Annotated in this window: 1 protein-coding gene; it reads left to right on the top strand. The window is 73.7% G+C overall.

What is annotated here, in order from left to right; genetic code table 11:
* On the top strand, nucleotides 1-5,090 hold a 5,090-nt coding region (locus tag BM290_RS49005; protein ID WP_177320204.1), incomplete at both ends, for a hypothetical protein.

Genomic DNA, 5,090 nt, shown 5'->3' with positions numbered 1-5,090 from the left:
CTGCCGTACTCACCCGAACCCAACCTCTTCATCGACGGCCTGCTCACCCTCGGCCGCCCCGACATCCGCTTCGGCGACGCCGGCGCCGAGTTCCTCATGCTCAGCGAGACCCTGCATCAGACGTACGGCGAGGAGCTGACGTCCGCGCACGGGCCCGAGGCGTCGTCCGCCGTGCAGGTCGACTCGCAGAACAACCGGCACCCCGACCGTGACCAGGCTTTCCTCACCGACTTCGTCGGCGCCGCCACCCCCACCGACCTGTCCCGCCTCGCCGCCGACTTCGCCGCCACCAACTTCCTGCCCCAGTCGCACGCCGTGCCGACCACCGTCAACCGGCAGCTGTTCAACACCGTCGGCACCGGATTCAAGGAGTACAAGGCCGACCTGCGCAGTCCGGAGCTGTCCGGTGGCCGGCCGTTCGCCGCACCGGTCGACCACACGCCCGGCGGTGACACGCGGACCTGGCAGCGGGCACTCTCCGAACGCCAGCTCAAGCAGCTCGGCGCGCAGCCGCACAACCAGCTGGTCACGGCGATCTCGCTGCCCGCGCCGGACGCCGGGCCGGTGCCGCAGCCGCCCGCCGACAAGGAGACGTTCACCGGGGTCGACCCGCGGGTGGAGTCGACCGGCCAGGCCCGGACGATCGGTGTGCCGGACAGTCAGCGGCTGGTCGCCGCGCACCTGGTCGCCACCTCCAACGACTCCGGCACGATCCAGCAGCAGTTCGCCACCGCGACGACGATGGCCGACCGTGGTGGGCTCAGCCTGCAACCGGGCTCGCTCTACCACGCCATCGCCGCAGCCGTGCCGGGCACCGATGCGGACGGCAACCGGGCGGCCACCCTCCGGGCCGGCCGTGACCGGGTCAACCTCGACACCGCGGCCGAGATGCGGCGGACCGGCCCGTACGACAACGCGCACTTCGTCCGGGCGGCCCTGGCCCCGGACGTCCCGGCCACCACCCGGCGCACCGATCCCCTCGACACGGCCGAGATCGCCCGCATCGCCGCCGCACACGACGTCGTCGAACTCGCCGCCGCCACCGGCACCAAGGTCCAGCTCACCATCCACGACGACAGCGGCAACCCGCCACGGACCCACCCGGTGCAGGGCGCTCGGCCGTTGGGCCGGCTGGAACTCCGGCGCACCGTCGACGCCCACGGTCACGCCACCTACGCCCCGTACACGCCGCCGGTCGCGCCGGCCGCCGACAGCGACTCCGAGGACGACGGCCCCGGCTTCGGCATGTTCGGTGACGAGGACTCCGACAGCGACCGCGGCGGCCTGGACGTGTTCGGCTCGTTCGCCCCGGCCGGCGACACCTCCACCAGCGACGCGACGACGCCGGCGCCCACGGCCGAGCCGGTCGGCTCCGGTCTGGTCCTCGCCACGCCGGACGACGCCGCCACCCGGTCGATCGCCGGCGTGTATCCCGACCGGTCGGACCGCTACCACGTGTTCGCGCACGGGGAGCAGCAGGCGCTGCAGGTCGGCACGGCCCGGATCAGCCCGGCCGAGCTGGCGGCGCAGATCCGGGCCGACGGTGCGCGCTGGGCGGGCCGGCCGATCGTGCTGATCGTCTGTGACAGCGGCATCGACCGGCAGAACGGCTTCGCCGCCCAGCTCGCCAGGGAACTGCCCGGCACCCCGATCATCGCGCCCAACGGTGTGGTCTGGGCCGGCCCGACCGGCCACGCCGTGGTCACCGCGTCGGAGCTGCGCGGACCGGACGGCGAGCCGGTCACCCCACCCGAGCAGGGCCATCACTTCGTGCGGTTCGAGGCGTCGGCCACCGACCCGGCGCAGCTCACGGTCACCGACCTCGGGCACATCCTGGACTCCAACGCGACCCTCGGCGACGTCGACCCCGGCCGGATGGCCCAGGCCATCGACCAGCTCGCCGGGTGGGCACAGTCGGACGCCAACCGGCTGGCGGCCCGCGTGCAGCCGGCCGTCGACACGATCGCCCCGGCCCTGGCGGACGTGCCCGCCGCCGCGTCGGCGCAACAGACCGCGGGCGACCTCAGCCGGGACGCCCAGGCCGACCACGCCGGCCTGGCGACCAACCGGCTCGATCTGGAACAGCGGGCGAGCCAGGCGCCGAAGCTGGCACAGGCCGGCGTCGACGCGGCGAACCGGGCCGGTGACTCGCCGGACGCGCGGCACCTGCGCCGGATCGCCACCGAGGCCCAGAACCGGGTCCGCGACGAGAACGGACCGGTACGCCAGTCGCTCAGCGGCGCGGCACGTGAGGCCGCCACCGTCCGCGACTTCCGTGACGACGCCGCCCGGGCCGCGACGACGGCGGCCCGGGCGTCCGAGGATCTGCGGTACCTGCGGTCCTCCCACGACCGGCTCACCACCCTCGCCGCCGAGGCACGCGACCGGGCCGACCGGGCCGTACAGGCGGCCGCCGACGCCGACGCCGCGCTCAAGCTGCCACCCGGCCCTCAGCGGGACCTGGCGCTGGCGGATGCGCTGTTGCGGGCCTATCCGGCGGTGGACGGAACCTCGCGGCGGCTCAGCGAGTCCCGGCGGGTTCTCTCCGACCTGGGCATGCTCGGCGATCTGCCGACGGCGGTACGCGACATCCGCGCCGACGCCCAGGACGCGGCCGACATGGTCGCCGAGCTGACGTTCCAGCAGCCCCGGGTCCGGGCCGCCCAGGCCGCCTCGGTGGCGCACCTGGACGCCGCCCGCGCCTCGCTGACCGCGTCGGAGCAGCTGATCACCGACGTCTACGACCTGGCCGACCGGTTGGGCGTGTCACCGGACCCGATCGGCACGGACACGGACTCCGACCTGGAGCCCCCCGCCGACCTGCTCACCGAGACGACACCCGACGACTCCGGCTCCGACTGGGACCTCGAACCGCCCGCAGACCTGCTCACCGAGACCGCGCTCGACGACTCCGACTGGGATCTGGAACCGCCCGCCGACCTGCTCGTCGAGACCGACGACCACGGCCGGCTGGTTCCGTTCGCGGCGGCGCCGGAGCCGCCCGTACCGCTGCGCCCGAAGGATCCGCGGGAGTCGAACGAGCAGTTCGAGCGGCGGCTCGGCGCCCACCTGTCCCGGTCCCCGCAGGTCCGGGAAACCGCGGTCAAGGTCGCCGCCCGGCTCAACGAGGTTCTCAACGCGGCCAGGGCCAAGCCGTCGCCGGCCGGCACTCCCGGCAAGGCGTTCGTGCAGCGCAAGGCCGACAGCGCCGGTCAGGCCGGCACCGGCCTGAAGGACACCGAGGTCACGTCGCTGCTGCGGGACGGCAACCTGCGTGAGGTGATGACGGCGCTCTACAACGCCGCCTACTACAACAAGAAGCCCGGCGCCGGTGAGACCACCTTCAAGCTGCTGGCGCTGGACATCATCCGGAACCGGGACTGGGAGCGGTCGGACCGGCTCGGCCTCGACACCGCCGAACTGAAGGCGTACGCCGACTTCCTGGACAACCCGCTGCGGCAGGCCGTCAAGCAGGAACTGCCGCCGGAGCGGGAGTTCGACGGGGACGACGACCCGTTCCGGGCGTTCAACCTGATCGCCCGCTCGGGTGACCGGCGCAAGGCCGACCTCGCCGTCCGCGAGCAGAACGAGAGCGGGCGGACCGCGCGGGGCTCCCGGGACCAGGTACGCGGCCCGTACGCGGTGACGCCCCGGCAGCTCCGGCTGGCGGGCACGGACCTCGGCGCGTTCGAGGCCGCGTTCCTGCGGAGCAAGGCCGCCGGCCCGTTCACCGTCGACACCATGAGCACCGAGGACGTGCCGCTCGACCAGGTCGTCTACGGCCCGGACGGCAGGCCGGACCTGAGCGCCGTGCTGGGCGCGAAGAACACCGCCGCGGTGACCGTCGAGTTCGGGCCGGAGGTGGACGGCCGCCCGTCGGTGAGCCGGGTGACCCGGGAGGTCTTCGGCACCGCGAAGCACCCGGAGCCGTGGAAGTCCTGGCTCGGTCCGGACGAGCAGGGTCCCGAGTTGCCGCTGCCGTGGGTGAGCGGCCGGGCGTTCTACCGTCTCGACCCGGACAGCGCCTGGTTCCAGGAGGTCAGCGGGGAGCGGGAGATCCCGGTGACGTCCGGGACGTCGCTGACGTCGGCCCGGCTGCTGACCATGTTCCGGATGCTCAACGTTCCCGGTGTGACGGAACGGGACTTCCTCGCCGCCGCCACCGGCTGGATGCTGGCCGCCGACAACCACTCGCTCTACGAGGTCCTGCGGGGCGCCGAGATCGCCGGGGTTCAGCTCACCGAGACCCCGGCGGCCGAGATCACCTCGGCCGGGCGGCTCTACGACGAGGTGCGCGAGGCCGGGCTCGACATGCCCGCCGACGACCGTCCGGCCCCGGTCGAGGCCGTGCCCGCGCCTGCTGCGGTGGCCGGGCCGGGGGTCGTCCGTACCCTCGTGTCCGGGTCTTCGGAAAGCGCCGCCGCAGCAGCCACCGTGACCGGCCCGCCGGGCCATTTCACCGTCGTCTCGCACGACAGGTTCGACGACGGCCGGCCCGTCACGGCGCGGGAGCTGGCCGATCGGATCCGCACCGATCCGCAGTACACCGGCCAGCCGATCACGCTGATCATCTGCGACTCCGGTGTCCCGGGGGGCCTGGCGCAGCAGCTCGCCGATCTGCTGCCCGGCACCGACGTCCACGCTCCGGACGGCCCGGTCTGGACCACGCGCGGCGGCGAGGCGTTCGTCAGCGCGGTGTCGGCCTACGGGCCCGACGGGCGGCCGAAGCCGCCGCAGCTGCCGCCGACCGGAACATGGCGCACCTACCGGTCACCGGCGGAGACCGGGATCGACGGCAGGCGGAGCGGCCCCTACCTGTCGGGCGCGGATGCGGGCCGGTCGCTGACCCCGGACCTGCACTTCGCGCACCGGTGGGCGAGCTTCCAGCCGGTACGGGTGGAGGGTGGCCGTAACACCGCGTTCGACGCGCTGACCCGGAACAGCCGTGAGGTCACGCCGGCCAACTACCGCCAGACGACGATCGAGCTCAAGAACGACGGCGTACCGCTGAGCTTCGTCGTCAACGCGATGATGCCCGCCGCCGACATCCACCAGATCCCCGCCGTCATCGCCTCGATCACCGACGGCCT

Source organism: Actinoplanes philippinensis (assembly GCF_900113015.1).
GTDB classification, from domain to species: Bacteria; Actinomycetota; Actinomycetes; order Mycobacteriales; family Micromonosporaceae; genus Actinoplanes; species Actinoplanes philippinensis.
This window is presented reverse-complemented; position numbering and strand designations above follow the sequence as displayed.